Here is a 545-nt window from a genome sequence, read left to right as displayed (position 1 = left end):
TTCCTTTGCGTGCCGATGTTCGCGAACAATTCAAGATTTTATTGAGGTTTTAATATGAAGCATGAAAGTGGTTTACCCTTTGCAATTGACAGATCTCGCGGCAAAGAGGAACAACAAAGCGTTGTCTTTTATGGCAGGCGCCCTTTTCTTCAAGCGGGTGAACTCAATGAGGTTCAAACCATCATCAGGGGGCGTCATGACCGTTTGGGACGCCTTGTGGCAAAAGAAGGAGACCGTGTTGAACGCGCTGATGCTTTTGTCAATAAAGAGACAAGGACCGTCACTTTAACGGATGGCAAGATTTATATCGCAGGCGACATCTTTCCTGTCTCAAATGCTGTCTTGGAGAATATTTCCATGATTGGGCGCGTGGAAATTGGTGTAAAGCTACAAAAGAAATGGGTGACATATGAGGATGATCCAGAGCTGTTGGGGCAAGTTGCCGGCAGTTTGGCAGAAGGAGAGCCCGGAGCGGCACGTGAAGTAGCAAAACTTGTCTGGGCACTAAAAGAGGATGCGCAGAATGGCACTTTCTTTCCGGTTTA

General features: G+C 47.0%; 1 protein-coding gene. It reads left to right on the top strand.

The annotated features are described in order from the left end of the window. Positions 1–54 precede the first annotated feature (54 nt). Positions 55–545: DUF4815 domain-containing protein (locus ACFILW_RS11390; protein ID WP_375685866.1), on the top strand; the 491-nt coding region annotated here is incomplete at its 3' end.

Source organism: Bartonella sp. TT110JLCBS (genome assembly GCF_042193405.1).
Taxonomy (GTDB): domain Bacteria; phylum Pseudomonadota; class Alphaproteobacteria; order Rhizobiales; family Rhizobiaceae; genus Bartonella.
This window is presented reverse-complemented; position numbering and strand designations above follow the sequence as displayed.